This is a genomic window from Streptomyces humi, assembly GCF_001005085.2.
Lineage (GTDB): Bacteria > Actinomycetota > Actinomycetes > Streptomycetales > Streptomycetaceae > Streptomyces > Streptomyces humi.
Genome location: NZ_LBMU02000016.1, coordinates 71,774 through 93,305, shown reverse-complemented (window position 1 = coordinate 93,305; position 21,532 = coordinate 71,774). Strand labels below are relative to the sequence as shown.

Sequence of the window (21,532 nt, the reverse complement as noted above, 5' to 3'; positions counted from 1 at the left end):
AGGCACTTTTCGTGCGTAACACCGCCAAGCTCACCACCGCCGTCCTCGCCGCCGGAGCCCTCACCTTCGGGATCACCGCCTGCGGCTCGGACAAGGACTCCGCCTCCGGCTCCTCCGACCACAGCGGACCGCTGGTCGTCGCCGCGAGCCCGACCCCGCACGCCGAGATCCTGGACTACGTCAAGGACAACCTGGCGAAGAAGGCCGGACTCGACCTGGAGGTCAAGGAGTTCACCGACTACATCACGCCGAACACGGCGACCGAGGACGGCTCGGTGGACGCCAACTACTTCCAGAACCAGCCGTACCTCGACGACTTCAACAAGAAGCGCGGCACCCACATCGTGCCCGTCGTCACGGTGCACCTGGAGCCGCTCGGCCTCTACTCCCACAAGGTCAAGAGCGCCGACGCGCTGAAGAGCGGTGCGACGATCGCCGTCCCCAACGACGCCGTGAACGAGGCGCGCGCCCTCAAGCTGCTGGCCGCCAACGGACTCATCACCCTCAAGGACGGCGCCGGCAGCGAGGCGACCCCGCAGGACATCGCCAAGAACCCGAAGAACCTCAAGTTCAAGGAGGTCGAGGCGGCCCAGACCGCGCGCTCCCTGGACGACGTGGACGCCGCGGTGATCAACGGCAACTACGCCATCTCGGCCGGCATCAAGCCCGCCAAGGACGCCCTCGTCCTGGAGTCCGCGAAGAACAGCCCGTACGGCAACTTCCTCGCGGTGAAGAAGGGCAACGAGAAGGACCCGCGCGTGAAGAAGCTCGCGAAGCTCCTCACCTCGCCCGAGGTCAAGAAGTTCATCGAGGACAAGTACCAGGGCTCGGTCATCCCGTCCTTCTGACCGTCCTTCTGGCCGTCCTGTCGGTCGTTCTTCCGGCCGTCCCTCCGGCGGCACGTATACGGCGTATCGCCACGCACGGGGTCCACTCGCTCACCGCGGGTGGACCCCGTCGTGCGGTTCAGTGGTTTCATGCTGCATGCTGGGCAGTTCGCGGGCTCTCAAGGTCTGGGCCCGGAAGTGTTTCCGAAGGTTACGGAGCGGCGCATGACTAGCACCTTCCCCAACATCTCCATCAGCACGGAGCGGTTGGTGCTGCGTCCCCTCGACGAGGACGATGTGCCCGCCCTGGCGGAGATGATGAACGACGAGCAGGTGGCCGCCTGGACCGACGTCCCCCAGCCGTTCACCGAGGCCGGCGCCCGGCACTGGATCACCGCCTACGCCCCCGCGGAGCGCACCTCCGGCCGGGGTCTGGACCTCGCCGTCACCGAGTTCCTCACCCAGCGCCTGGTCGGCGTCATCCAGCTGACCAAGACCAACTGGCACATCCGCGCCACCGAGTTGTCGTACATCGTCGCCCCCTGGGCGCGCGGCGAGGGCTACGCCTCCGAGGCCGCGCTGGCCACCGCCCAGTGGCTCTTCGGCGACCAGAAGTTCGAACGTATCGAGTTGCGCACGGCCGCCGACAACACCGCCTCGCAGCAGGTGGCCCAGAAGATCGGCTGTATCAGCGAGGGCGTCCTGCGCAACGCCTGCATAGCCCACGTCCGCACCGAGGACGGCACCTGGACGGACATGCGCACCGACTTCATCGTGTGGAGCCTCCTCCCGGAGGACCTGATGGGCGCCGGCGAGGAACTGGCCGGGAGCGACGGCTTCACCTCCTGGAACTGACGCCGACGGCACCCGCCCCGTCGCGCGCCCGACACCTCCACCAGGTACCCTCACGGAGCCCGCGCACGGGCACCGGACCCTGACGACCTGCGAAAACCCTGGAGACTTACGACGATGGCCGACCGGGTCACGGTGATCGGCTGGGACGGCTCGCCCCTGACCGCGGCGGCACGCGGCGCGCTGGGCGCCGCCACCCTCGTCGCGGGCGCGGCCCACCATCTAGCCCTGCCCGAAGTCCCGCCGCGCGCCGAACGCATCCGCCTCGGCAGCGTCGCCCTCGCCGCCCGCCGGATCGCCGGCCACCGCGGCACCGCCGTGGTGCTCGCCGACGGCGACCCCGGCTTCTTCGGCGTCGTACGGACCCTGCGCGCCCCCGAGTTCGGCCTGGAGGTCGAGGTCGTCCCCGCCGTCTCCTCGGTGGCCGCGGCCTTCGCCCGCGCCGGCATGCCCTGGGACGACGCACAGGTGGTCGTCGCCCACCGGCGCACCCTGCGACGCGCGGTGAACGTGTGCCGGGCCCACACCAAGGTGGCCGTCCTCACCTCGCCCGGTGCCGGCCCCGCCGAACTCGGACTGCTCCTGGAAGGCGTCCACCGCACCTTCGTCATCTGCGAGGAACTCGGCACCGAACGCGAGCAGGTCCACATCGTCACCTCCGACAAGGCCGCCGACCACGCCTGGCGCGACCCCAACGTCGTCATCGTCATCGGCGGCACCGGCGGACCGGTGACGGCACCCGAGGGCGGCGGCTGGATCGCCGGCCGCGATCCGGCGACCGGCCCGCGCGGCTGGGTGCAGCCCGACGCGGAGTACGGCGACGGCGCCCCGCTCGGCGAAGGGGAAACGGATCTGCTCCGGGCCGCCCAACTCGCCCGCCTCGGGCCCCGGACCGGCGACCTGGTCTGGGACATCGGCTGCGGCAGCGGCGCGTTCGCCACCGAGGCCGCCCGCGCCGGAGCCGCCGTCATCGCCGTCGACCAGGACCTCGCGGCGTGTGTGCGCAGCGAGACGGCCGCCCGGAAGTTCGGCGTCCAGCTCCAGATCGTCCACGGCGCCGCGCCCCACGTACTGGAGAACCTGCCCGAACCCGACGTCGTCCGGGTCGGCGGCGGGGGAGCCGCCGTGGTCACCGCGGTCGCCGACCGCCGTCCCCAGCGCATCGTCACCCATGCCGCCACCCGCGACGCGGCCGAACTCGTCGGCCGCGACCTGACCGAGCACGGATACCAGGTCGAGTGCGCCCTCCTACAGTCCGTCGAACTCGACACCAGGGCCTGGACGGAGACCGAGCGGAACGTCGCGTTCCTGCTCAGCGGTGTTCTCCCCGAGCGCGCCCCGTGATCCTGTTGTCATACTGCGCGCTGTAGGCTGGCCGATCGCTGCACTGCACCGGTGACCCGGAAATTCGTTCGCCAATATCCGGAAAACGCGCTTCTTTTGGGGCGGGTGTGGTACGGCAGAACCGGGGACGCGCAACGTGGCGCAGTCCACAGCGGACTGTCGCGGATCACGCTGTCGCGACGGCCGAACGGCCGGGACAATGCCACTGAATGGCTTTGTCGCCTTTTCCGGCGGGTCGTTCGTGCCGCTGGGCACGCACGCTCGTTCTTCACAGTGGGGCGGTCGGTGCGCCGCCCCGGGTGAGCTGGTCGTAGAAGGCACTAACCGATGGGCGAGGGGTACGCATGACGGACACCGGCCAGGTCCCGGGCGAGGGACTGCCGGAGAGCGCAGGCATGGTGGAACAGCCGGGCGCTCCCGCGCACGGCGCGTACACCTACCTCTCCGAGTCGCCCGCCGAGGACGAAGAGCTGCTGCTGCCCGGCGCCCAGGGGGCCTGGGGCAACGAGGTGCCGCCGCCGGCCCCCGAGCCGGTCGTCGAGGCCGTCCACGAGCCCGGCCCGCACGAGACGGGCGGCCGGGACAGCGGACAGGTCGACCTCACCGCCGTCCGGCTGCCCAACTCGGTCCCGGCGTCCCCGATCCTCTCGGTGCCGCACGACCCCGCGACGGCCCCGGCCCCGCGCCGCCCGCTGCACCTCGGCCCGCCGATCCCCGACGCCTCCGCCAGCCCGGTCCGCTCCCTCGCCGACCGCGGCCCCGCCGGTGCGCCGGTCCGGCAGCCGGGCGTGCCGTCGGCCGGCCCGGAGTACCTGGACGCCCAGCCGCTGCGGGAGGCCGCGCCGCAGTCCGCCGCGCCCTGGGGCGCGCCGCAGGCCGTCTCGCCTGCCGTGGCGCAGGCGGTTCCGGTGGCACAGGTGGCCGCACAGGTGTCGGCCGCCGAAACGGTTGTTCCGGTTCCGGAGCCCGTGGCGGCGCAGGCCGTGGCGCAGACCCCTGACATGTCCGGCGCCGTCCCGCCCGCCTTGGCGGGTGTGGACGCGTACGGTCCGCAGGGCGCGGCCCAGCCGGCGGCGCAGGCTTCGGAAGGTGCCCAGGGGCCGGTGACGGGAGCCCAGCCGCGGCCCGTGCCGGTCGCGGAGGTGCCGCAGCCGCCGCACGTGCTGCCCGGACAGGGGGCGGTGCCGACGCAGGCCGCCGCACCGACGGGCGGGGGACCGGTGGACGTCCAGGGCGCCGGGGGTGTTCCGGCCGAGACGGTCGTGGTCCCGGCCCCGGGGACGGAGGGAAGCGCTCCCGAGGCCGCCGCCGTGGAGGGCGCAGTTCCTCAGCCGGTGGGTCCGGAAGCGGTGGGTCCGGAAGCGCCGGGTTCAGAGGTACCGGGTCCGGAAGTGGCGGCTCCGGAAGTGGTGGTTCCGGCGGTCGTGGCCGAGGACGCGGACGCCGTGGCTCCTGCGGGCGTGGCCCCGGCGGACGTGACCCCGGTGGTCGTCACCCCGGAAGGCGTGGCTCCCCAGGCGGTGGCCGAGACCGTGGCCGCCGAGGTGGCGCCGCCCGGGCAGCAGCCGGTGCCGGGCGCCGCCGAGCCGGGCGCCGCCGAGTCGGGCGCCGCCGAGTCGAACGTGCCGGATCCGCAGGCTGTTGAGCAGGTGCCGGCCGAGCAGGTCGTGCCGGAAACGGTCGTTCCCGAGCAGGCCGTGGCAGAGCAAGCCGTTCCCGAGCAGGCCGTGGCAGCGCAGGCCGTGGCAGCGCAGGCCGTGGCAGAGCAGGTCGTCGCTGAGCCGGGCGTCGCCGTGGAGGCCGGCGTGCCCGAGGCCGCCGCGGAGCCCGTGGTCGCCGAGGCCGTGGTGCCCGAAGCCCTCGTACCCCCGGCCGTCGCGGTGGAGGCCGTCGTGCCGGAGTCCGTTCCCGTGTCGGAGGCCGTCGTGCCCGAATCCGTGCCGGTTCCGGAAGCCGTGGCGGCCGAGCCCGGGCAGCCGCAGATCGTCGACCCGGCCGCACCGGCCCCGGTCGCGGAGCCCACCGCCGTCACCGAGCCCCCGCAGGCTCTCGCCGCCGTCGCCCCCGAGGCCGGACAGCCCGCGCCCGACGCCGTACCGGCCGAGGACGCTGCCGCGGCGGCCGCCGTGCCGCAGGCCGAGACCGTCACCCCCGGGGGCGTCGACGTCCCGCGCCCCCTCGCCGGTCCCGACGCCCCCGCGACGCAGCCCGTGCCGTCCGTCGAGGTACCCCTCGCGGGCCCCCAGATCCAGAGGACCGCGCCCACCGAACCCGCGGCGGCCCAGCAGCCCCCGGCCGCGGACCGCACGACGCGGGCGGCGGAGCCGGAGCAGCCGGCCCTCGGCGAGTTCGTGGCCGTCGACGGCCAGGTGCCGACCACCCCGCACCTCGCCCCGACCCCGCCGCACCCCCTGGTCCTCCCCGCGCAGGACCAGGGCGAGCCGGTCACGGAGCAGGCCGCGACGGTCCCGGCGCCCCGCGAGGCCGAGTCCGGCCCGGCGGCGGAGGCCCACCCCGATGTCGTACAGCAGGCGGCGGACCTGGAGACCAGGGTCGCCGAGCAGGAGGAGAGCACGGCCCCCGTGGCAGAAGCACGACAGTCCACCGGTCCGGCCGCGCCCGCCTACGACGACGCCGAGCGCGAGGCCGTCCTCAAGGTCATGCGCGAACGCCGTGACATCCGCAACGGCTTCCGCAGCGACCCCATCCCGCACGAGGTGCTGCTGCGCGTCCTGGAGGCCGCCCACACCGCGCCCTCCGTCGGCCACTCCCAGCCCTGGGACTTCGTGGTCATCCGCTCCGCGGACACCCGCCGCTCGATGCACGAACTGGCCATGCGCCAGCGCGACGCCTACGCCAAGTCCCTCCCCAAGGGCCGCGCGAAGCAGTTCAAGGAACTGAAGATCGAGGCCATCCTCGACACCCCGGTGAACATCGTCGTCACCGCCGACCCGACCCGCGGCGGCCGCCACACCCTCGGCCGGCACACCCAGCCGCAGATGGCGCCGTACTCCGCCGCGCTCGCCGTGGAGAACCTCTGGCTCGCCGCCCGCGCCGAGGGCCTCGGCGTCGGCTGGGTCAGCTTCTTCGACGAGCGCGAGATGGTCCGCGCACTGGGCCTGCCCGAGCACCTCGAGGTCATCGCCTACCTGTGCGTGGGGTACGTCGACGAGTTCCCGGACGAGCCGGAGCTGATGCAGGCCGGCTGGTCCAAGCGGCGCCCGCTGTCCTGGGTCGTCCACGAGGAGACGTACGGCCGCCGAGCGCTGCCCGGCGAGGACCCGCACGATCTGCTGGCCGAGACCGTCGCCAGCGTCCGCCCGCTGGACGCCAAGGCGCTCGGCGAGGCCTGGGAGCGGCAGAAGCGGATGACCAAGCCGGCCGGTGCGCTCGGCATGCTGGAGATCATCTCCGCCCAGCTGTCCGGCCTGTCCCGGCAGTGCCCGCCGCCGATCCCGGAGCCCGCGGCCGTCGCGATCTTCGCCGGTGACCACGGGGTGCACGCCCAGGGCGTCACACCGTGGCCGCAGGAGGTCACCGCGCAGATGGTGGCGAACTTCCTCGGCGGGGGAGCGGTCTGCAACGCGTTCGCCGGCCAGGTGGGCGCCGAGGTGTGTGTGGTGGACGTCGGTGTCGCCTCCGAACTGCCGGCCACGCCGGGGCTGCTGCCCCGCAAGGTCCGCGCGGGCACGTCCGACATGACGACCGGTCCCGCGATGACCCGCGAGGAGGCTAAGCAGGCCATCGAGGTCGGCATCGAGACCGCCCGCGACCTGGTCGCGGCCGGCAACAAGGCCCTCCTCACCGGTGAGATGGGCATCGCGAACACGACCGCGTCCGCCGCGCTGATCTCGGTCTTCACGGGCGCCGACCCCGCCGAGGTCACCGGCCGGGGCACCGGCATCAACGACGAGACGCTCGCCCGCAAGACCGAGGTCGTCCGCCGCGCCCTGGAGCTCCACCAGCCGGACCCGGCCGACCCGATCGGCGTCCTCGCGGCGGTCGGCGGCTTCGAACACGCGGCGATGGTCGGCCTGTTGCTCGGCGGCGCCTCCCTGCGCACGCCGGTCATCCTGGACGGCGTCAGCGCCGGCGCCGCCGCGCTGGTGGCCCGCGCCATCGCCCCCGAGGTCCTGGCCGCGTGCATCGCGGGGCACCGCAGCGCGGAACCGGGCCACGTGGCGGCCCTGAACAAGCTGGGCCTGCGCCCCCTGGTCGACCTCGACCTCCGCCTCGGCGAGGGCACCGGCGCCCTGCTGGCCCTCCCGCTGGTCCAGAGCACGGCAAGGGCGATGCACGAGGTGGCCACCTTCGACTCGGCAGGCGTGACGGAGAAGTAGGCGCCTGCGGTTCCGGGGCGTGGCAAAGGGGTTCCGGGGCGTGGCAGAGGCCGGCGATTGCCCGCCTGTTCCTCCCCCCCCAGTGCCTCAAGGGACTGGGGGACCCCCATGGGGGAACGGGTGGGCGCAACCACCCACAGCCGTGCACCCGGCCCGCGACGCCCAGCCACTGGACAGCCCGAGCCGCCGAAACCCCCGCCCGGTAAAATCCGCACGTCAGGGCCACCGCACCGCCGCCGAAAGAGGAGCCGCCACCTCATGGCCGAACACCCCGCCTACCCCGTAGGCCTCCGCCTCACCGGCCGCAAGGTGGTCGTCCTGGGCGGCGGCCAGGTCGCCCAGCGCCGCCTTCCCGCCCTCATCGCGGCGGGCGCCGACATCACCCTCGTGTCCCCGGAAGCGACCCCCTCGGTCGAGGCGATGGCGGACACCGGAGAGATCACCTGGGCCAGGCGCCCCTACCAGGACGGCGACCTCGCGGACGCCTGGTACGCCCTGATCGCCACCAGCGACCCCGCCGCCAACACGGCCGCCTCCGCCGAGGCGGAGCGCCACCGCGTCTGGTGCGTCCGTTCCGACGACGCCGACCAGGCCACCGCCTGGACCCCGGCCACCGGCCACAGCGAGGGTGTCACGGTCGCCGTCCTCACCACCGACGCGCGCGGCCGCGACCCCCGGCACACCGCCGCCATCCGGGACGCGGTCGTCGAGGGCCTGCGCGACGGCACCCTCGTCGCCCCGCACCACCGCACCCGTACCCCCGGTGTCGCCCTGGTCGGCGGCGGTCCCGGCGACCCCGACCTGATCACGGTGCGCGGCCGCCGCCTGCTCGCCGAGGCCGACGTGGTGATAGCCGACCGTCTCGGACCCCGTGACCTGCTCGCCGAACTCCCGCCGCACGTCGAGGTGATCGACGCGGCGAAGATCCCGTACGGCAGGTACATGGCGCAGGAGGCCATCAACAACGCCCTGATCGAACATGCCAAGCAGGGCAAGTCGGTCGTACGGCTGAAGGGCGGCGACCCCTACGTCTTCGGCCGGGGCATGGAGGAGGTCCAGGCGCTCGCCGAGGCCGGTATCCCGTGCACGGTCGTCCCCGGCATCTCCAGCTCGATCTCGGTGCCGTCCGCCGCCGGGATCCCGGTCACGCACCGGGGCGTGGCGCACGAGTTCACGGTGGTCAGCGGCCATGTCGCACCCGACGACGAGCGCTCGCTGGCCGACTGGCCGTCGCTCGCGAAACTCACCGGAACCCTCGTGGTCCTGATGGGCGTCGACAAGATCGGGAAGATCGCCGAGACGCTGGTCGCCCACGGCAGGTCGCCGGGGACCCCCGTCGCCCTGGTCCAGGAGGGCACCACGGCCGCGCAGCGCCGGGTCGACGCGACCCTCGCCACCGTCGCGGACGTCGTCCGCACGGAGCAGGTGAAGCCCCCGGCGGTCATCGTGATCGGCGAGGTCGTCAACGTGGGCCCCCGGACGGCACCCGGAGCGGCACCTGGAACCGCACCTGGAACCGCACCTGGAACGGCACCTGGTTCGGCACCCGGAGAGGCACCCGCGTAACCCCGGGTAACACAACCCGTTCCAGACCATTGGCACCCCACCCAGGACAAGGCAGTATCACCCTGTGGCCGATCTCATCACCGTCGAGGACCCCGACGACCCGCGCCTCCGCGACTACACAGGCCTGACCGACGTCGAGTTGCGCCGCAAGCGCGAACCGGCCGAGGGCCTGTTCATCGCCGAGGGCGAGAAGGTCATCCGAAGGGCGAAGGACGCGGGCTACGAGATGCGTTCGATGCTGCTGTCCGCCAAGTGGGTCGACGTCATGCGCGACGTCATCGACGAGCTCCCGGCCCCCGTGTACGCGGTCAGCCCGGAGCTCGCCGAGAAGGTCACCGGCTACCACGTGCACCGTGGCGCGCTCGCCTCCATGCAGCGCAAGCCGCTGCCGACGGCGACCGAACTGCTGCGCACCACGCGCCGGGTGGTCGTCATGGAATCCGTGAACGACCACACCAACATCGGTGCGATCTTCCGCTCGGCGGCGGCCCTCGGCATGGACGCGGTCCTGCTGTCCCCGGACTGCGCCGATCCCCTCTACCGGCGCAGCGTCAAGGTCTCGATGGGCGCGGTCTTCTCCGTTCCCTACGCCCGTCTCGACACCTGGCCCAAGGGGCTGGACTCGGTTCGCGAGGCCGGGTTCACCCTGCTCGCCCTGACCCCGGACGAGAAGGCGCGGAGCCTCGACGAGGCCGCCCCGCACCGGATGGACCGGGTGGCCCTGATGCTCGGCGCGGAGGGCGACGGCCTCTCCACCCAGGCGCTGGTCGCCGCCGACGAATGGGTGCGCATCCCGATGTCCCACGGCGTCGACTCCCTCAACGTCGGCGCGGCGGCCGCGGTCGCCTTCTACGCGGTGACCGCCGGCCGCCCCGAGGTCTAGCGCCCCGGTCCCCGCTACTCCCTGAGGGCGACGGCCTTCGCGGGTACGGCACCACCGGGCACGCCCATCCCGTGCGCCGGCCCGGAACAGCCCTGGGCCAGCGCGATCCCCAGCGCCACCAGCAGCGTCACGACGACGAACACGAACAGCCGCTGGCGCAGCAGCCGCGGATTGGCCGGCCGCCGGCCGGTACCCGTCGGGCGCGGCGCCGGACGTCCGGTACCGCTGCGCGGCGCGGGCCGGCCACCACTGCCGGATCGGGTGCCGCTGCCGCGCGGCGCGGGGGTGGGGCGGGCGCCGTTCGGCCGCGACGGCACCCCGCCGCCCGGCCGGGGACCGCTGCCGCCGCGCGAGGGGGCGTTGCCCCGGACCGGTGCGCCCGGTGCGGACTGCGTCCGGCGCTGGGTGCGCTGCGGCTCCGGATAGGTCTCGGCGAGCCGCCCGGTGGGCCGGTCGGCCTCCGCGGCCCGTGGCGCCGGCGGGCGTACGTCGCCCAGCCCGTGCGCCTCCCGCGCGGCGATCTCCTTGAGCCGCAACGACAGCTGGAGCGTGCTCGGCCGTTCCTCCGGGTGCTTCGCCAGACAGGCCCGCACCAGGGGCGCCAGCGCGTCCGGCACCCCGTGCAGCGCCGGCTCCTCGTGGACGACCCGGTAGAGCATCACCTCGGAACTGCCGTGCCCGAAAGGCGAGTCACCGGTCGAGGCGTACGCCAGGGTCGCGCCGAGCGAGAACACGTCGGTGGCCGGGGTGACGGCGGCCCCCCGCACCTGCTCGGGCGCGAGGAACCCGGGGGAGCCGACCGCGGTGCCGACGTGGGTGAGCGTGGACGCCCCGGTGGCCCAGGCGATGCCGAAGTCGATGATCCGCGGCCCCTTCGGGGACAGCAGGATGTTGGACGGCTTCAGGTCCCGGTGGACCACCCCTGCCTCGTGCACGGCGACCAGGCCCTCGGACAGGGCCGCCCCGACCGCGGCCGCCTCCGCGGCGTGCAGCGGGCCCTCGTCGGCGACCTTGTCGTGCAGCGAGGGCCCGGGTACGTACTGGGTGGCGAACCACGGCCGCTCGGCCTCCAGGTCCGCCGCGACGAGCCGTGCCGTGCAACCGCCCCTGATCCGTCGGGCCGCCGAGACCTCACGCGCGAACCGCGAACGGAACTCCTGGTCCTCCGCCAGATCAGGCCGGATCACCTTCAGCGCGACCCGCTGCCCCTTCTTGTCGGAGCCGAGGTAGACCACGCCCATCCCGCCGGCGCCGAGCCTTCTGTGAAGCCTGAACGAGCCGACGACGCGCGGGTCCTCGCGCCTCAGGCGCATCATCGCCATGTTCATCCCCGCTGCCCGGTCCGTCTGACGTGGCACAGCTTACGTTTACCGGGCCGCCCGTGCGCAGAGGCCGCGCCCTCTCGCCCCGATCGATTGTCAGTGCCGGGTGCGAGACTTGAGGAGTGGTCAGGAAGGCGCCGTAATCGGCGCCTTTGAGCACCCGTCCGCTCCAACAGGCCGTCACGGAAGGGGGATTGAACCCGTGAAAGGTGACCGGGTGGAGATGGTCGTGGACGCGGGTGACACGACCCGCACGTACGAGGTGGTGGCGAGCGGAGCGGGCCGCCGGGTGGAGACGGCGATACGGCGAGGGGTGGTCGAAGTGAGCGAAGTCACGCGGTGGGGGTCCCCCCACGCCCCGTAGGCAGTGGGGGAGGGACTGTGGTCCGCACGCCCGCTTCATGGCGACCCGGGTGCCGGCTCTCGTCGAGCAGCCGGTGCCGCGCGAGGACAGCTCGGAGAAACCGGGAAGGACCGGGCACCCCCTCCGGGAAGACCCCGAGCCGCAGGACGAGAGGTAGGGCTCCGTCTCCACCCAGGGGAGTAGTCCGCAGGTCACGGCTCATCCTCTCGGAGGCCCGCGATTCGGTACGAGGGCATGACGCCCGCCGGCGGCCGCGCGCCTAGATTTGAGGTCAAGCGGCGGGTGCAGCACTCGTCCCCCGAGGTCAGACACCCGCCGCTGCCAACCACAACCGAGCACGGTCAGGAGAGGGACCATGGCCCTTACGGCACAGCGGACACACACCACCCGTCCCCGCCGGCAGGGCCGCCGCCACCCTTTGGTGGCGACGCTGATGGCCCTTCCCCTGGCGGCCCTGCTCCTCCTGGTCTTCGACGGCTGGGAGACAGTGGCCACACAGGCGTCGTCCGTGGGAGTGATGCTGGGGCGCTGAGCGGCGACCCCAGGCCCGGAAGAGCGGTCCGGGCGGGGACATCCACCCATGAAACCCCGTGGGGACGGGGGTGCGGCGGACGGCAAAAATGCCGGCGCAGCTGGGGAGCTGCGCCGGCATTGCTTTTCCCGCGCGGCCCGGGAGCACCACACGTGCTCGTGCTGCGGGCAGTCGTGGGGAAGTCCGTCGGCCCCCTTCCGCGACCGCGGGCAGGCGCGCCGCGGACGGCACGGGTGAGCGCGACGGGACCTCGCAAGCGCGGGCGAGCGAGTCCCGGCGCCCCGGCCCGGCTCCACCTCCGGCGCCCCGGCTCCACCTCCGGCGCCCCGGCTCCACCTCCGGCGCCCCGGCCCGGCTCCACCCCCGGCGCCCCGGCTCCACCCGCGGCACCCCGGCCCCACCTCCGGCGCCCCGGCCCCATCCCCGGCTGACCGCGAGCCGCGGCCCGCCGCACCCACGTACCCTCACCGCAGCGCAGCCGCACCTCCCGGGGGACCCATGACCGCAGACGTACTGCCCCAGCTGACCGCCGAGGTCACCGCCGCCGCCCACCCGGACGCGGCCCCCTGTCGCTGCGGCACGGCCACCACCACCCTCGCCCACCGCCCCGACACCACGGTCCTCCGCCACGCGGAGACCGTCGCCAAGGCGCACGCCCCGGACACCGACCGGGCCGCCCTCGCCCGCCGCCTGGCCACGGCCGCCCGCCTCCCCGAGGTCTTCCTCCCGCCCCTCACCGCGGCCCCCGCCGCCTTCGTCGACGACCGCCCGGTCACCCTCTGGCCGTACGGCGCTCCCGTCGATCCGGACGCCCCGGCGGCCGCTCCCTGGGAGGCCGCCGCCGTCCTGCTCGCCCGCCTCCACCGCACCACGCCCACCCCGGCCGCACCGCCGATGCGCGGCCCCGCGAAGGCCGCCCTGGCGATGGCCCGCCTCCGGGCCACGCTGGCGGCCTCGCCCCCGCACCCCGCCGCCCCGCCCGTCCTCCGTGCCTGGTCCGCGCTGCCGGCCTGGGCCCGGGACGAGGCGCCCATGCCCGGCACCCCCGCCCTCTGCCACGGCGACCTGCACCTCGGCCAACTGGTCCGGCACCCGGCGCCGGACGGCCCGTGGCGGCTCATCGACGTCGACGACCTCGGCGCCGGTGTGCCCGGCTGGGACCTCGCCCGCCCCGCCTCCTGGTACGCCTGCGGCCTCCTCCCGCCGGACGAGTGGACCCGCTTCCTCACCGCCTACCGTGCGGCAGGCGGTCCCGCGGTACCGGCGGACGGCGACCCCTGGGCCGCCCTCGACGTCCCGGCCCGCGCGCTCACCGTCCAGACCGCCGCGCGCTACCTCACGAAGGCGCTGGCGGCGGACCGCCCCCTGGACGAGGTGGAGCAGTCCCTGATCGACGCATGTGCCCGGATGGCACCGGAATGACCCACGGTCCGGTCTGGAACGACCTCGGTGCCCGTCCGGTTGACGCACGGTTTCCCGAAGTAGGCTGCAACCGGCCAGGGTCGGACGGAGTCTGTCCTGGAAGAACGTGAAGCAGTTTTCACCGGCGAGGAGTTGAGCCGACCATGCAGTGTCCGAAGTGTCATGCGCCGATGCACACCTACAACCGCAACGGCGTCCAGATCGAGCAGTGCAGCGGCTGCCGGGGCATCTTCCTCGACTACGGCGAGCTGGAGGCGCTGACCCAGCTGGAGGCGCAGTGGGCGAAGCCGGTCCCGCCCGCCCCGCAGGCGTACCCGCCGGCCCCGCCGGCGCCGGCCTGGGGCGCCCCGCACGGCGGCGGTCACCACGGCGGCCACGGGCAGCACTACGGCGGCCACGGTCACCACGGCCACAAGAGCTGGGCGCACATGCTCTTCTCCAGCTGAGCCCACGAAGAAGCCCCCGGCCGTGCGAGACGGCCGGGGGCTTCGTGCGATGTGGACGATACTGGGATTGAACCAGTGACCTCTTCCGTGTCAGGGAAGCGCTCTCCCGCTGAGCTAATCGTCCTCGGGACCATGATCCGAAAACCACGGGCGGTGCGTGCGCGATACTGGGATTGAACCAGTGACCTCTTCCGTGTCAGGGAAGCGCTCTCCCGCTGAGCTAATCGCGCGGGGATCCTCGCGGATCAGTGGACGATACTGGGATTGAACCAGTGACCTCTTCCGTGTCAGGGAAGCGCTCTCCCGCTGAGCTAATCGTCCTTGGAGGTGGAGACGGGATTTGAACCCGTGTAGACGGCTTTGCAGGCCGTTGCCTCGCCTCTCGGCCACTCCACCAGGAGTGTAGGGGATCGGGAAGACCCCTGTTTCCTGCGAGCGGACGACGAGGCTCGAACTCGCGACCTCAACCTTGGCAAGGTTGCGCTCTACCAACTGAGCTACGTCCGCCTGTCGTTTCGGTCCGCTCTCGCGTCCCGGCGACGTGTTGAACTCTAGCGGATTCCCGGGCCAGCACAAAAACGCGTTTGCGCAGCGTGCTGCGCTGCACCCGGCGGACGACGTGGTCAGGGGCGCCTCGACGACATGCCCGGGTCACCCCGGGGACACCCGCCATAGACTCGACGACGTGCTCCATCACCCTCCGCTCGCCCGGTTCGGCGGCCGTGTCGCCACCGGTCTCGTCGACGTCACCAGCGACCCCGCGGCCCTCGACTCGACCGGCTTCTGGGCCGTGTGCGCAACCTTCGAAGGCGGGCTGACCTGCGCTCGCTTCCGTGACGTACGCGAGGAGCCGGTGCCCGCCCCGGCCCCGGGGGCGTGGCGTGGACCGGCCGCAGGTGACTGGACGTCGTCCCTCGACCGCACCGCGTACACGGCGGCGGTGGAGCGGATCCGTACCCGCATCGCGGCCGGCGAGGTCTACCAGGCCAACCTGTGCCGGGTGCTGTCCGCGCCGGTCGCCCCCGGTGCCGACGTGGACGCGCTGACCGCGCTGCTGGCCCGGGGCAACCCGGCGCCGTATGCCGGAACGATTCGGCTGCCGGAGCACGGCGTCGAGACCGCCACCGCCTCACCCGAGCTGTTCCTGCGCCGGACGGGGCGGACCGTGGAGAGCGGGCCCATCAAGGGCACCGGCCGTACCGAGGCGGACCTCCTGGAGAAGGACTACGCCGAGAACGTGATGATCGTGGACCTGGTCCGCAACGACGTCGGGCGTGTCTGCGCCACCGGCAGCGTGACCGTTCCCGACCTGTGCGCCGTGGAGAAGCACCCGGGTCTGGTCCATCTGGTCTCCACGGTCCGCGGTGAGCTGCGCCCGGACGCCGGCTGGCCCGAACTGCTCGCCGCGGCCTTCCCGCCCGGCTCGGTCACCGGCGCGCCGAAGTCGAGCGCGCTGCGGATCATCGCGGAACTGGAGACCGCGCCGCGCGGACCGTACTGCGGAGGCGTCGGCTGGGTGGACGCGGACCGCGGTGTCGGTGAGCTGGCCGTGGGGATCCGTACCTTCTGGATCGACCGCGCCGAGGGTGCGCTGCGGTTCGGCACCGGAGCCGGGATCACCTGGGGTTCCGACCCCGAGGGCGAGTGGCGGGAGACCGAGCTGAAGGCATCCCGGCTGCTCGCGATAGCGTCGGGCACGTACGACATGAACGAAGGGGGCCTCGGGTGAGGATCTGGCTGGACGGCCGACTGCGGGACGTGGACACCGCGCGTGTCTCCGTCTTCGATCACGGGCTGACCGTGGGCGACGGCATCTTCGAGACGGTCAAGGCCACCGACGGCAGGCCCTTCGCGCTCACCCGGCACCTCGACCGGCTGACCCGCTCGGCCCGGGGCCTGGGCCTGCCCGACCCCGACCACGACGAGGTGCGCCGGGCCTGCGCCGCGGTCCTGGAGGCCAACCCGATGCCGCTGGGCCGGCTGCGCGTCACCTACACCGGCGGCCACGGTCCCCTCGGCTCCGACCGGGGCGCGCACGGTCCCACCCTGATCGTCGCCCTCGGCGAGACCACCCGCCGTCCCGACGCCACCGCGGTCGTCACGGTCCCCTGGACCCGCAACGAGCGTGGCGCGCTCACCGGCCTGAAGACCACCTCGTACGCCGAGAACGTCGTCGCCCTGGCCCGCGCCCACGAACACGGCGCCACCGAGGCCCTGTTCGCCAACACCGTCGGACAGCTCTGCGAGGGCACCGGCTCCAACGTGTTCGTCGTCCTGGACGGCGAGCTGCACACCCCGCCGGTCGCCTCCGGCTGCCTGGCCGGCATCACCCGGGCCCTGGCCGTCGAGTGGACCGGCGCCAAGGAGACCGACCTGCCCATGGACGTCCTGGCGCGGGCCGACGAGATCTTCCTCACCTCCACGCTGCGTGACGTCCAGGCCGTGCACCGGGTCGACGCACGTGAACTTCCCGGCGCCCCGGGACCGGTGACCGCGAAGGCGATGCGGATCTTCGACGAGCGGTCCGGCGCGGACCTGGATCCGTAGGAGCCGGATCTATTCGGCTGACGTGCGCGTCCCCCGTGGGTAGAACACCCCTTGATGACCACGACCCTGCGGCCGACCGAGCCGCTCCAGCGCAGCGCCGACGGGGTGCTGTCCCGCCGCTTCCAGGTATGCGTGAACAGCCGGCCCGTCGGCATCCTCCGGCTGGGCAGTTCACGGGACTTCGGTTCCCTGACGGCCCGCATCGTCGAACTGGGCATCGAGGAGCCCGACCGCCGCCGCGGCCGGGGCACGGTGGCGGCGCTCGCCGCCGAGGAGGTGGCACGCGGCTGGGGCTGCCGGCAGATCGAGGTGCAGGTGCCCGCCGCCGCGGAGCCGGCCCTGCACCTGGTGCGGGCACTCGGATACGTCCTGCGCAACCGCGGCATGGAGAAGCAGCTCGGTGACACCCCGCCCGGACTGCCCGCGGGCAGCCGGGGCCGTGACATGACCGAGGCCGAGTACGAGGGGTGGCTCGCGCACGCCTCCGCGCGGTACGCGCGCGTGTGGCAGGAGCGGGGCGTGTCCGAGGCCGAGGCCCTGGAGAGGTCACGGCGCGACCACGCACGGCTGCTGCCGCGCGGCCTTGCCACGGAGGGGCTGCGACTCAGCGTCCTCGAACACGAGGGGTCGCGCGTCGGCGTCCTGTGGCTGGCCCTGCGGGCGGACGCCGCCTGGGTGTACCGGGTCGAGACCGACGCCGCCCACCGTGGCCAGGGGCACGGCCGCACCCTCATGCTGCTCGCGGAGGCCCAGGCGATCGCCGCGGGCGAGCGCGTCCTGAGCCTCAACGTGTTCGCCGGGAACACCCCGGCCGAGCGGCTCTACGAGTCGCTCGGGTACACCACCGTCTCGTACTCCCTGTACAAGGACCTGATCTGAGGGGAACGGGAACGCAGACGGTCCGCTCACACCGATCCGCTCACGCGGGCCCGATCATGCGGGTCCGCTCACGCCGGCCCGGCCAGCAGCCGGTCCGCTCACGCCGGTCTGCTCACGCGGGTCCGGCCAGCAGCCGGTCCGCTCACGCCGGCCCGGCCAGCAGCCGGTCCGCGATCTGCTCCACGCGCTCGCGCAGGCCCTCCTGGCTCTTGCCGCCGTCGAGGCGCTCGCCGTCGATGACATAGGTCGGGGTGCCGGTCACGCCGATGGCCTTGCCCTCGGCCTGATCGGCGTCGACGATCAGGATGTGCCGTCCGTCGACCAGCGCGGTGTCGAACTCCTCCGCGTCCAGGCCCAGTTCGCGGGCCACCTCGACCAGGAACGGCTCGCCCTCGCGGTCCAGCTCCTCGACCCGGCCGAGTACCGCCTCGACGTACTCCCAGCCCTTCCCCTGCTCCAGGGCCTCCTCGGCGGCCTGCGCGGCGGCGAAGGCGTGCTTGTGCTTCTCCAGGGGGAAGTGCCGCAGCCGCAGCTCCAGCCGGTCGCCGTACCGGGCCCTGAGCGCACGCAGGTCGTCCAGGGCGCTGCGGCAGTCGGTGCACTGGAGTTCGCACCAGACGTCCAGGACGGGGGCGCCGGCGGCGGGGGAGGAGTCGTTCATGGGCACCAGTCTTCCAGCCCGCGCTGTGTGCACCCAATCGAGACGGCGAGGAGGTACGAGGGGACGCCGCCGCCGGCTCCGCCTTCGGCCCGCCGCGGCCGTCTCTGTCTCGTCCGCGGCTCGCCGCCGTCCGTCCCGACTCCCACGTTCCCGCCGTCTGTCCCGCCCCCGGACCACCACCACCCGTCCTGCCTCCTCCGGCGCCGCCGGCCGCCCCGTCCTCAGACCGCCGCCGTCCGCCATCGGGCCGGTGCCGGCGGGCCACGGGTCCGACGGCGCCGGTGCCGCCGCCCACCGCCGGTGCCGCCGCCCGCACCGCCGGTGCCGCAGCTCGTACCTGGGGTGGAGGTGACCCGGAGTGGACCCCGAGATGCCCCTGATTGTCGGGCCTGGGCATGGATCGCACGGGCCGGACGGTGCACGATGGAAGGGGCGAAGCGCAGTGCGAGCCCTCGCCCCGCCCGCCGCCCGAGCCCGCCCAGGAGGACCGGATGATCGCCGAGACAGTCTGTTCCGCCGCCTCCGCGGCCGGCCTGGGCATCGCCGTGGTCACCGCCTACCGAAAGCGGTACCTGGCGGCGGCCCGCATCGCCGCCTACTCGCTCGTGCCCGTCGGCCTGGTGATGACGGGAGTGGTCGGCTGGCTGGCCGACACCGCGTTCAGTCCCACCGCCTGGGCGGGTTTCGTGGTGCTCGGCGTGGCCTGGGCCCTGTTCGCCACCACCCGTGCCGTTGAGCGGCGCCGCGGTGGCACCCGTGCCGAGCGCAAGGCGGCTGCCCGGGCCGGACAGCGCGACGCCGTCGCCCCCGCCGCCTCGGCACCGTCACTCAGCCCCGCCACCCGCCCGGCGGCCCGGCCCGCCGCTACGCCCCGCGGCGCCAACGCCGGCGACGACTTCAGCGACATCGAGGCCATCCTCAAGAAACACGGGATATGACCCGCGCGACGGCGGTCGGACGGGCGGTGCCGGACAGCCTGCGCATCCCCGCAGTCCACGTATGCATATGACAGTCACATAAGGCATTGAAACGACACAGTGCGCCCGCGGTACGCGCGGAAGCGTTCAGTGGGCGGGCGGAACCGAAACGGACATCGCGGAATTCGGCGAACTACCGCCTATTCCGGGCGTGTTGATCGCGGGGAGGGGTTCCACTAGGTCATCATCGCCGCGAGATGCCGGACACGAAACAGAGCGAGGCCGCGCCGCCGAAGGACGAGCCCCGCGGGTGCCTCTTCGCCCTTTCCCAGCCACCGCTGATGATCTTCCTAGCGGTGATCGGGTGTCTGATCCTCATGGCTGCGCTGCACGACCTGCTGTGGCTGTGAGCCGTACCCGCCCGTCCCGGCGCCACCCGCCGGGACCGGCGTCGGCATCGGCACTCCCGACCGCGGCCGCTCATGGGCCGGGCCGGCGACCGGCGGTCAGCCGGCGGCCTCCTTGCGGCGCGCCCGGTAGGCGGCGACGTGCAGACGGTTGCCGCAGGTCCGGCTGTCGCAGTAACGGCGCGAGCGGTTGCGGGAGAGATCCACGAAGGCGCGCCGGCAGTCCGGGGCCTCGCAGCGCCGCAGCCGCTCCTGCTCCCCGGCGACGACGAAGAACGCGAGCGCCATCCCGCAGTCGGCGGCGAGGTGGTCGGCCACCGAGGCGCCGGGCGCGAAGTAGTGCACGTGCCAGTCGTAACCGTCGTGATCCGTGAGGCGGGGGGTGGTGCCGGCGGCCGCCACCAGCTCGTTGATCATCCCGGCGGCGGTCCGGGCGTCCGGGGCGGCGAAGATCCCCGCGAACCGTCCGCGGATCTTGCGCACTGCCGACAGGTCGAACTCGGACAGCAAGCCGACGTCGCTCATGTCGTGCCTTCGTACGAAATTCTGGAGGGCCGGGACATCGGGCAGCCCGTCCACCGCCGTGTCGTCCTCCGGCGCGGTGTTCACCAGATCCACCACGGCGTCTAGCGAACACCGGGTGTCGTGGGTGATCAGCACGTTTCGCTCCCTGGCCTGAGGGTCGGGCGGGCGCCCGCCGATGGTGGCCGATGGTAGCGACATACGGCGGCCCCGCACCGTGCCCTGTCCCACTCGTGGCTGTCCGTACAACGGTCGCCACCCGACGGAGGTTCCCAATGGGCGCGGGCACGGACGCAGGCAGGGACCAGGCGCGGACGTGTGCGGACGCGCGGAGACACCGGAACCGTCCCGTGGCGATCACGGTGACGGCGCCGGTGCTGCCGTATGCGGTTGTCTAGGCCCGAGCCGTCTCCCCGAGTGGACGGCGCCGGGCGGCTTGGAGGCGATTCGCCCTAGCTCTCCGCCAGGATGTGCGAGAGCTCCTGATCGAGATCGAAGTGCCGGTGTTCCGTGCCGGGCGGCACGGCGGCGTCAGTTCGCTTCAGGAAGGATTCCAGGGCCCGCGCCGGGGCTTCGAGCAGTGCTTCCCCCTCCGGGGAGCTCAGGGCGATGCAGACGACGCCCTGACCGTGACTGCGGGACGGCCAGACGCGGACGTCGCCGGTGCCGGTGGGGCGATGCAGCCCTTCGGCGAGGAGGTCGCGGGCGAACACCCACTCGACGGTTTCCTCGGCTCCGGTGTGGAAGGTGGCGTGCACGGCGTAGGGGTCGGCCGTGTCGTACCGCAGGCCTGCGGGGACAGGCAGGGAGGACTCGCTCGACACAACGAGGCGCAGGTGCAGCTCGCAGCTGACCGTGGTGTTCATAAGCGCCAGGGCCTTTCGCTCAGTGTGCGCTCGGGGATTCGCACGTCGGCGAAATCGACATGCCACCTACGGTGCCGTTGTAAACCCCTCTGAGTGTTTTGCGTGTGTTTACGTAACTCTTCCGGCCGAGAAGCCGGGCGTGATCTACGACCATTCCGGTGACCTGAATCGCTCAGGTAGGGTTTGGTCGTATGAATACGGGGAGTAACGAACCGGGCGAGGCCGCCGTGGCCTCGGACGGGAGCGAGGTGGACGGAACCACGGACGGCGCGGCCGGTGAGCGGGGCCTCGGATCGCGGGCGCCCGAGTTCGTCAAGGCGCGCCGGATGCTGCACCTGAGCTGGCAGGTCGGGGTCTTCGCGGTCGGTCTCGCGGTGGTGGGCGTGGGTATCGTCCTGCTGCCGTTGCCCGGACCGGGCTGGGTGGTCATCTTTGCCGGCATGGCGATCTGGGCGACCGAGTTCGTCTGGGCCCAGCTGGTGCTCCGCTGGACGAAACGCAAGGTCACGGAGGCTGCCCAGAAGGCCCTCGACCCCAGGGTGCGCCGCCGCAACCTCACGTTGACGGCGATCGCCCTGGCGATCGCGGCCGGCGGGCTCGGGATCTACCTCTCCCGGTACGGCGTCGTGATGCCCTGGAAGATCGAGGAGTGAACAGGCCGTCGGCCGCACGCCCCGACGACTGGTCGGGGGCACCCCCTGACATGGGGTAATGTTCTTCCTGCGCCCGGGCGATTAGCTCAGTGGGAGAGCGCTTCGTTCACACCGAAGAGGTCACTGGTTCGAACCCAGTATCGCCCACCCAGAACTGCGGCCCACCTGCGAAACAGCAGGTG

The 21,532-nt window shown here is 73.1% G+C and carries 18 protein-coding genes, 6 tRNA genes and 2 pseudogenes; 17 read left to right on the top strand and 9 right to left on the bottom strand.

Features of this window, described 5'->3' with window-relative positions:
- Nucleotides 1–11: 11 nt before the first annotated feature.
- The 6 genes and pseudogenes from AAW13_RS05870 (at nucleotide 12) to AAW13_RS05845 (ending at nucleotide 9,812) form a co-directional block, all read left to right on the top strand.
- Nucleotides 12–848: a MetQ/NlpA family ABC transporter substrate-binding protein gene (locus AAW13_RS05870; protein WP_046726646.1), complete on the top strand. Its 837-nt coding sequence runs from the start codon at nucleotides 12–14 to the stop codon at nucleotides 846–848.
- Between the two features lie 204 nt (nucleotides 849–1,052).
- Nucleotides 1,053–1,682 carry a GNAT family N-acetyltransferase gene (locus tag AAW13_RS05865; RefSeq protein ID WP_046726645.1) on the top strand — a complete coding sequence of 210 codons (630 nt, stop codon included), beginning with the start codon at nucleotides 1,053–1,055 and terminating at the stop codon, nucleotides 1,680–1,682.
- 114 nt (nucleotides 1,683–1,796) lie between these two features.
- Complete coding sequence (cbiE, locus tag AAW13_RS05860; RefSeq protein WP_046726644.1) at nucleotides 1,797–3,023, top strand: precorrin-6y C5,15-methyltransferase (decarboxylating) subunit CbiE; 1,227 nt, start codon at nucleotides 1,797–1,799, stop codon at nucleotides 3,021–3,023.
- Between the two features lie 344 nt (nucleotides 3,024–3,367).
- Nucleotides 3,368–7,363 carry a nicotinate-nucleotide--dimethylbenzimidazole phosphoribosyltransferase gene (gene cobT, locus AAW13_RS05855; RefSeq protein WP_046726643.1) on the top strand — a complete coding sequence of 1,332 codons (3,996 nt, stop codon included), beginning with the start codon at nucleotides 3,368–3,370 and terminating at the stop codon, nucleotides 7,361–7,363.
- Nucleotides 7,364–7,621: 258 nt separating this feature from the next.
- Nucleotides 7,622–8,842 (top strand): annotated as a pseudogene (gene cobA / locus AAW13_RS05850) (uroporphyrinogen-III C-methyltransferase); the annotation flags it as partial.
- Between the two features lie 151 nt (nucleotides 8,843–8,993).
- The gene (locus AAW13_RS05845) at nucleotides 8,994–9,812 is read left to right on the top strand and encodes a TrmH family RNA methyltransferase (protein WP_046726642.1); all 819 of its coding nucleotides are present in this window, start codon (nucleotides 8,994–8,996) and stop codon (nucleotides 9,810–9,812) included.
- 14 nt (nucleotides 9,813–9,826) lie between these two features.
- Here AAW13_RS05845 and AAW13_RS05840 read toward each other — a convergent pair whose 3' ends face one another.
- On the bottom strand, nucleotides 9,827–11,140 hold the full coding sequence (locus tag AAW13_RS05840; protein WP_046726641.1) for a serine/threonine-protein kinase: 1,314 nt from the start codon (nucleotides 11,138–11,140) through the stop codon (nucleotides 9,827–9,829).
- Between the two features lie 196 nt (nucleotides 11,141–11,336).
- Here AAW13_RS05840 and AAW13_RS46555 point away from each other — a divergent pair.
- The 4 genes and pseudogenes from AAW13_RS46555 to AAW13_RS05825 all read left to right on the top strand — a co-directional run bounded on the left by AAW13_RS46555 (nucleotide 11,337) and on the right by AAW13_RS05825 (nucleotide 13,898).
- Nucleotides 11,337–11,655, top strand: a pseudogene (locus AAW13_RS46555) (hypothetical protein).
- A 198-nt stretch (nucleotides 11,656–11,853) separates the two neighbouring features.
- A complete protein-coding gene (locus AAW13_RS44715) occupies nucleotides 11,854–12,030 on the top strand; it encodes a hypothetical protein (RefSeq protein WP_046726640.1) in 177 nt (58 codons plus the stop codon).
- A 498-nt stretch (nucleotides 12,031–12,528) separates the two neighbouring features.
- Nucleotides 12,529–13,452: a phosphotransferase gene (locus AAW13_RS05830; protein ID WP_046726639.1), complete on the top strand. Its 924-nt coding sequence runs from the start codon at nucleotides 12,529–12,531 to the stop codon at nucleotides 13,450–13,452.
- Nucleotides 13,453–13,595: 143 nt separating this feature from the next.
- Nucleotides 13,596–13,898 carry a TFIIB-type zinc ribbon-containing protein gene (locus AAW13_RS05825; RefSeq protein ID WP_071659444.1) on the top strand — a complete coding sequence of 101 codons (303 nt, stop codon included), beginning with the start codon at nucleotides 13,596–13,598 and terminating at the stop codon, nucleotides 13,896–13,898.
- 52 nt (nucleotides 13,899–13,950) lie between these two features.
- Here AAW13_RS05825 and AAW13_RS05820 read toward each other — a convergent pair.
- From AAW13_RS05820 to AAW13_RS05800, 5 genes are all read right to left on the bottom strand, one after another.
- A tRNA-Val gene (locus AAW13_RS05820) sits at nucleotides 13,951–14,022 on the bottom strand.
- A 34-nt stretch (nucleotides 14,023–14,056) separates the two neighbouring features.
- Nucleotides 14,057–14,128 (bottom strand) — tRNA-Val (locus tag AAW13_RS05815).
- Nucleotides 14,129–14,147: 19 nt separating this feature from the next.
- Nucleotides 14,148–14,219, bottom strand: a tRNA-Val gene (locus AAW13_RS05810).
- 1 nt (nucleotide 14,220) lies between these two features.
- Nucleotides 14,221–14,294, bottom strand: a tRNA-Cys gene (locus AAW13_RS05805).
- 38 nt (nucleotides 14,295–14,332) lie between these two features.
- A tRNA-Gly gene (locus AAW13_RS05800) sits at nucleotides 14,333–14,405 on the bottom strand.
- Between the two features lie 178 nt (nucleotides 14,406–14,583).
- Here AAW13_RS05800 and AAW13_RS05795 point away from each other — a divergent pair.
- Genes AAW13_RS05795 through AAW13_RS05785 form a run of 3 tightly spaced genes read left to right on the top strand, consistent with a single transcriptional unit; the run spans nucleotide 14,584 to nucleotide 17,324 of the window.
- The gene (locus AAW13_RS05795; RefSeq protein ID WP_046726637.1) at nucleotides 14,584–15,627 is read left to right on the top strand and encodes a chorismate-binding protein; all 1,044 of its coding nucleotides are present in this window, start codon (nucleotides 14,584–14,586) and stop codon (nucleotides 15,625–15,627) included.
- Nucleotides 15,624–16,445, top strand: a complete 822-nt coding sequence (locus AAW13_RS05790; protein WP_046726636.1) for an aminotransferase class IV — start codon at nucleotides 15,624–15,626, stop codon at nucleotides 16,443–16,445. Before AAW13_RS05795 ends, AAW13_RS05790 begins: the two co-directional genes overlap by 4 nt.
- A gap of 54 nt (nucleotides 16,446–16,499) precedes the next feature.
- Complete coding sequence (locus AAW13_RS05785) at nucleotides 16,500–17,324, top strand: GNAT family N-acetyltransferase (protein ID WP_046726635.1); 825 nt, start codon at nucleotides 16,500–16,502, stop codon at nucleotides 17,322–17,324.
- Nucleotides 17,325–17,466: 142 nt separating this feature from the next.
- Here the strand turns inward: AAW13_RS05785 and AAW13_RS05780 are convergent, their stop codons facing one another.
- The gene (locus tag AAW13_RS05780; protein ID WP_046726634.1) at nucleotides 17,467–17,985 is read right to left on the bottom strand and encodes a DsbA family protein; all 519 of its coding nucleotides are present in this window, start codon (nucleotides 17,983–17,985) and stop codon (nucleotides 17,467–17,469) included.
- A 491-nt stretch (nucleotides 17,986–18,476) separates the two neighbouring features.
- Here AAW13_RS05780 and AAW13_RS05775 point away from each other — a divergent pair, with 491 nt between their 5' ends.
- Both AAW13_RS05775 and AAW13_RS45770 read left to right on the top strand, forming a co-directional pair.
- Complete coding sequence (locus tag AAW13_RS05775) at nucleotides 18,477–18,923, top strand: hypothetical protein (RefSeq protein WP_046726633.1); 447 nt, start codon at nucleotides 18,477–18,479, stop codon at nucleotides 18,921–18,923.
- Nucleotides 18,924–19,159: 236 nt separating this feature from the next.
- Nucleotides 19,160–19,312 carry a hypothetical protein gene (locus AAW13_RS45770; RefSeq protein WP_167391682.1) on the top strand — a complete coding sequence of 51 codons (153 nt, stop codon included), beginning with the start codon at nucleotides 19,160–19,162 and terminating at the stop codon, nucleotides 19,310–19,312.
- Between the two features lie 96 nt (nucleotides 19,313–19,408).
- Here AAW13_RS45770 and AAW13_RS05770 read toward each other — a convergent pair whose 3' ends face one another.
- Both AAW13_RS05770 and AAW13_RS05765 read right to left on the bottom strand, forming a co-directional pair.
- A complete protein-coding gene (locus tag AAW13_RS05770) occupies nucleotides 19,409–19,969 on the bottom strand; it encodes a CGNR zinc finger domain-containing protein (RefSeq protein WP_046726632.1) in 561 nt (186 codons plus the stop codon).
- A gap of 314 nt (nucleotides 19,970–20,283) precedes the next feature.
- Nucleotides 20,284–20,697, bottom strand: a complete 414-nt coding sequence (locus AAW13_RS05765) for an SsgA family sporulation/cell division regulator (RefSeq protein WP_004002642.1) — start codon at nucleotides 20,695–20,697, stop codon at nucleotides 20,284–20,286.
- Nucleotides 20,698–20,888: 191 nt separating this feature from the next.
- On the opposite strand from AAW13_RS05765, the gene AAW13_RS05760 reads away from it, so the two are divergent.
- A complete protein-coding gene (locus AAW13_RS05760) occupies nucleotides 20,889–21,350 on the top strand; it encodes a TIGR02611 family protein (protein ID WP_046726631.1) in 462 nt (153 codons plus the stop codon).
- A 75-nt stretch (nucleotides 21,351–21,425) separates the two neighbouring features.
- Nucleotides 21,426–21,497, top strand: a tRNA-Val gene (locus AAW13_RS05755).
- The last annotated feature ends 35 nt before the right edge of the window (nucleotides 21,498–21,532 follow it).

What these genes read in the sequence shown, in the direction of transcription:
- cobT (WP_046726643.1), top strand. Translation starts at nt 3,368, where the DNA reads ATGACGGACACCGGCCAGGTCCCGGGCGAGGGACTGCCGGAGAGCGCA.
- AAW13_RS05840 (WP_046726641.1), bottom strand. Translation starts at nt 11,140, where the DNA reads ATGAACATGGCGATGATGCGCCTGAGGCGCGAGGACCCGCGCGTCGTC.
- AAW13_RS05760 (WP_046726631.1), top strand. Translation starts at nt 20,889, where the DNA reads ATGAATACGGGGAGTAACGAACCGGGCGAGGCCGCCGTGGCCTCGGAC.
- AAW13_RS45770 (WP_167391682.1), top strand. Translation starts at nt 19,160, where the DNA reads ATGCCGGACACGAAACAGAGCGAGGCCGCGCCGCCGAAGGACGAGCCC.
- AAW13_RS05825 (WP_071659444.1), top strand. Translation starts at nt 13,596, where the DNA reads ATGCAGTGTCCGAAGTGTCATGCGCCGATGCACACCTACAACCGCAAC.
- AAW13_RS44715 (WP_046726640.1), top strand. Translation starts at nt 11,854, where the DNA reads ATGGCCCTTACGGCACAGCGGACACACACCACCCGTCCCCGCCGGCAG.
- AAW13_RS05780 (WP_046726634.1), bottom strand. Translation starts at nt 17,985, where the DNA reads ATGAACGACTCCTCCCCCGCCGCCGGCGCCCCCGTCCTGGACGTCTGG.
- AAW13_RS05785 (WP_046726635.1), top strand. Translation starts at nt 16,500, where the DNA reads ATGACCACGACCCTGCGGCCGACCGAGCCGCTCCAGCGCAGCGCCGAC.
- AAW13_RS05830 (WP_046726639.1), top strand. Translation starts at nt 12,529, where the DNA reads ATGACCGCAGACGTACTGCCCCAGCTGACCGCCGAGGTCACCGCCGCC.
- AAW13_RS05775 (WP_046726633.1), top strand. Translation starts at nt 18,477, where the DNA reads ATGATCGCCGAGACAGTCTGTTCCGCCGCCTCCGCGGCCGGCCTGGGC.
- cbiE (WP_046726644.1), top strand. Translation starts at nt 1,797, where the DNA reads ATGGCCGACCGGGTCACGGTGATCGGCTGGGACGGCTCGCCCCTGACC.
- AAW13_RS05865 (WP_046726645.1), top strand. Translation starts at nt 1,053, where the DNA reads ATGACTAGCACCTTCCCCAACATCTCCATCAGCACGGAGCGGTTGGTG.
- AAW13_RS05765 (WP_004002642.1), bottom strand. Translation starts at nt 20,697, where the DNA reads ATGAACACCACGGTCAGCTGCGAGCTGCACCTGCGCCTCGTTGTGTCG.